Source organism: Tahibacter caeni (assembly GCF_024609805.1).
Taxonomy (GTDB): domain Bacteria; phylum Pseudomonadota; class Gammaproteobacteria; order Xanthomonadales; family Rhodanobacteraceae; genus Tahibacter; species Tahibacter caeni.
In genome coordinates, this window is sequence record NZ_JANFVR010000392.1 from 1 (window position 1) to 3,911 (window position 3,911).

4 protein-coding genes are annotated in these 3,911 nt (G+C 70.6%); 1 reads left to right on the forward strand and 3 read right to left on the reverse strand.

The window, feature by feature from the left end; genetic code table 11:
- A partial coding sequence (locus NON22_RS21360; RefSeq protein ID WP_257389012.1) for a class I SAM-dependent methyltransferase occupies positions 1-605 on the forward strand: 605 nt, incomplete at its 5' end.
- 49 nt (positions 606-654) lie between these two features.
- On the opposite strand, the gene purF is transcribed toward NON22_RS21360, so the two are convergent.
- From purF to NON22_RS21375, 3 genes are read right to left on the reverse strand one after another with little or no spacing between them, the layout of a single operon-like run.
- The gene (gene purF, locus NON22_RS21365) at positions 655-2,130 is read right to left on the reverse strand and encodes an amidophosphoribosyltransferase (protein WP_257389013.1); all 1,476 of its coding nucleotides are present in this window, start codon (positions 2,128-2,130) and stop codon (positions 655-657) included.
- 13 nt (positions 2,131-2,143) lie between these two features.
- On the reverse strand, positions 2,144-2,725 hold the full coding sequence (locus tag NON22_RS21370; protein WP_257389014.1) for a CvpA family protein: 582 nt from the start codon (positions 2,723-2,725) through the stop codon (positions 2,144-2,146).
- 13 nt (positions 2,726-2,738) lie between these two features.
- Positions 2,739-3,677, reverse strand: coding sequence for an SPOR domain-containing protein (locus NON22_RS21375; protein WP_257389015.1), 939 nt, complete (start codon positions 3,675-3,677; stop codon positions 2,739-2,741).
- Positions 3,678-3,911: the final 234 nt, after the last annotated feature.

Sequence of the window (3,911 nt, forward strand, 5' to 3'; positions counted from 1 at the left end):
AGCAGCGCGTGCTCGACTGGGGCTGCCGCCATGCGGCGCTGTCGGCGCTGGCCCGCGCCGAGCTCGGCGCGGCGATCGAGCTGCACGGCTGCGACGTCTGCGCGGCCGACGACTATGCCGCGTTTCATGCCGCCTGCGGTCTCGAGTACCGCCGCCTGGACCATCCGTGGCAGTTGCCCTATCCCGATGCGCATTTCGACAGCGTGCTGGCCGGCGGCACGCTGGAGCACGTGCCGAACGACGGCGCCTCGCTGAGCGAGCTCTGGCGTGTGCTCAAGCCCAGCGGCGCGTTGTTGATCACGCATCTGCCGAACGCCGCGTCCTGGACCGAGTTCGTGTCGCGACGCCTGTTCCCGGCCCAGGCGCACCAGCGCCGCTATGCGCTGGCCGCGTTTCGCCGGCGCCTGCTGCACTACGGCTTCGAGGTCATGGCCGGCGGCCATCACCAGCTGATGCCGTCGGGCCTGCCGCCGGCCTGGCGCACTGCCTGGCTGGCCGGCGCCGTCGAACGCACACAGCCGCTGAACCGGCTCGAGAACGTCTGGCTGCTGCGCCGCTTCAGCGCGACCTTGTGGCTGGTCGCGCGGCGCCGCGAGGGCTTCTGAATCTGCCGCGCGGCGGGAACGCCGCGCAGCGGAAAGACCCGGCGACGCCTCAGGACGCGCGGCGCAGATTCTTGGCCTCGTCCGAGCGCGCGAATTCGAGCTCGCGCAGATAGTCGGCCTGCACACCGGTCACGTACTCGCCCGAGAAGCACGAGGTGTCGAACGAGGTCAGCGCATCATTGCCCTCGCTGACCGAGGCGACCAGGTCGTCGAGATCCTGATAGACCAGCCAGTCGGCGCCGAGCAGCGCGGCGACCTCTTCCTCGCTGCGGTTGTGCGCGACGAGTTCGGCCGCCGCCGGCATGTCGATGCCGTAAACGTTGGGATAGCGCACCGGCGGCGCCGCCGAGGCGAAGAACACGCGCGACGCGCCGGCCTCGCGCGCCATCTGGATGATCTGCTTGGACGTGGTGCCGCGCACGATGGAATCGTCGACGAGCAGCACGGTCTTGCGGCGGAATTCCAGGTCGATCGCGTTGAGCTTGCGGCGCACGGATTTCACGCGCTCGCTCTGCCCCGGCATGATGAAGGTGCGGCCGATGTAGCGGTTCTTGACGAAGCCCTCGCGCATCGGCACGCCGAGCGCGCCGGCCAGCGAACTGGCCGCCGTGCGCGCGGTGTCGGGAATCGGGATCACGGCATCGATGCCATGGTCCGGACGCAGGCGCCGGATCTTCTCGGCCAGGCGTTCGCCCATGCGCAGACGCGCCTTGTAGACCGAGACGTCCTCGATCATCGAGTCGGGCCGCGCGAGATAGACGTATTCGAAGATGCACGGCGTGTGCGCATAGCCTTCGGCGCAGCGGCGGTGATGCAGGCTGCCGTCGAAGCCGAGCAGCACGGCCTCGCCGGGTTCGACGTCGCGCAGGCGGCGGAAGCCGAGGATGTCGAGCGCGACCGACTCGGACGCGACCGCGTATTCCTTGCCCTCGGGCGTGTCGCGCTCGCCGAGCACGAGCGGACGGATGCCGTGCGGATCGCGGAACGCGAGGATGCCGTAGCCGAGCACGAGCGCGGCGACCGCATAGCCGCCGCGCGCGCGCGAGTGCACGCCGGCGACGGCCTTGAACAGATGATCCGGCGTCAGGTCCATGCGTTCCTGGATCTGCAGCTCGTGCGCCAGCACGTTGAGCAGCACTTCCGAATCGGAGTTCGTGTTGATGTGGCGGCGGTCGCCTTCGAACAGCTCGCCGCTGATCGCCTCGGCATTGACGAGGTTGCCGTTGTGCGCGAGCGCGATGCCGTAGGGCGAGTTCACGTAGAACGGCTGCGCCTCGCCGACGTCGTCGGAGCCCGCCGTCGGATAGCGGCAGTGTCCGATGCCGACGCGGCCGCGCAGCTTCAGCATGTCGTCGCGCTGGAACACGTCGCGGACCAGGCCGCGCGCCTTGTGCAGGCGCAGCCTGGAGCCGTCCACCGTCGCGATGCCGGCGGCGTCCTGGCCCCGGTGCTGCAGCACCGTCAGGCCGTCGTACAGGGCCGAGGCGACCTCGGATTTGCCCACGATTCCAATGATTCCGCACATGACGACGTTACCGCTAAGAGGAGGAGGGTCTGTCCGCGCCGGCGGCGGCCGGCGGCGGCGAATTGGGGGCGGCCGGCGGGCCTTGCAACGCCGGCAAGGTCAGCAGGCCGCGATAGTCGAGATGCTTGGCGACGTCCTGCGGCAGCCGCGCGGCCAGCCACTCAGCGCTGTTCTGGAAGCCCGGCATGAGGCGCGACTCGCGCCACCAGGGATCGCGCGGGAACGGCGTGAAGCCGAGCAGCAGCACGACGAGCAGGACCAGGGCGAGGCCGCGCGCGAGGCCGAACACCATGCCGAGCAGGCGGTCCGTGCCGCTGAGCCCGCTGCCGGCGACGAGCTTGCGCAGCAGGAACGCGACGAGCGCGCCGGCGATCAGCACGCCGAAGAAACAGATGCCGTAGCCGAGCATCAGACGCACCGACGGCACGTCGACGCTCGTGAACAGCGCCGAGAGCCGTTCGCCGAACAGCCAGGCGACCCAGAACGCCGCAGCCCAGCAGGCCAGCGCCATCACCTCGGCGACGAGCCCGCGCCAGAGCCCGACCACCACCGACAGGGCCAGCACGCCGAGAATGCAGTAGTCGGCCCAGTTCACGGCGGGATCGGCCTCAGGGCACCGTCACGATCATGCCGGTGATCGTCAGCTTCTGCCTGGCCTGCTCGCGCAGCTTCTCGCTGCCGGCCCGGTCGGGCTCGGGCCCGAGGCGCACGCGCCAGAGTTTCTCGCCGCCCTGCCCCGTGCTGTCGACGAAGCTCGGCAGACCGGCGCCTTTCGCCCGCGCGAGCAGCTTGTTGGCTTCGTCCTGCGACTTGAACGCGCCGAGCTGCACGGCCCAGCCGCCGGCGCGGGTGGCCGGCAGGGCCGTGGCCGGCGCATCGGCCTTGGCGGCTGCCGAAGCGGCGATCTCGACGACGCTGCCCTTGAGCTTGGGATCGGCCTTCTGCAGTTTGAGCCGCGCGGCTTCGGCGGTGCTGCGATCCTCGTAAGGACCGAGGCGCACGCGCGTGGCCGGCTTGCCGTCGACCTCGGCCGATTCGGTATACGCGACCAGCCCCTGCTTCTTCGCGCCGGCGACGAGTGCATCGGCATTCGCGCCGTTGGCGAAGATGCCCAAGTGCACGGCGTAGCGGCCCGTGCTCGTCGCGGCCGGCGCGGCGCGCTCGGGCACCGGCTTCGCGGCGGAGGTCTCCACGGGCTTGGCCGGCGCGGTCGCCGGCCTGGTCGTTGCGGCCGCCGGCGCCGGGCTGCCGGTTTCGGAATACGGGACTTCGGTGGCCAGGCGCGGATTCGTGCCGGCATCGACCGTGGCGACCTTGTCGCTGTCGGCCGGAGCAGCGTGTTCGGCGACGGGCGCCGCCGCGGCGGCGGGCCTGCCGTTTTCCGCCGGCACGACGCGGGTCTGGAATTCGCGTTCGGGCGCCGGCGGAATCGAGAGATTCTCGGTGACCGTGGCCCCGGTCTTGGGCGGACTGCCCGAAAGAAACATCGGAACGAAGATGACCGCGAGTGCGATCAGGACGGCAGCACCGATCAGACGCTGTTTCAATGCGGAATCCATAGCCGGCTGGCCTCCAGGAACGTCGGGATTATACGCGTCGGCAAGCGACAACCTGCAGCGCAGCGGCTAGACCGCCGCACCGCGCTGCAGCCAGCGCAGGGCGGCCGCGGCGATATGGAACGACCCGAACGCGACGACGCGCGCGCCGGCCCGCAGACGCGGCAGCAGCATATCCAGCGCCGCCGCAACGTCGGCCCAACCGCGCCGCGGCGCCGCGCCGAG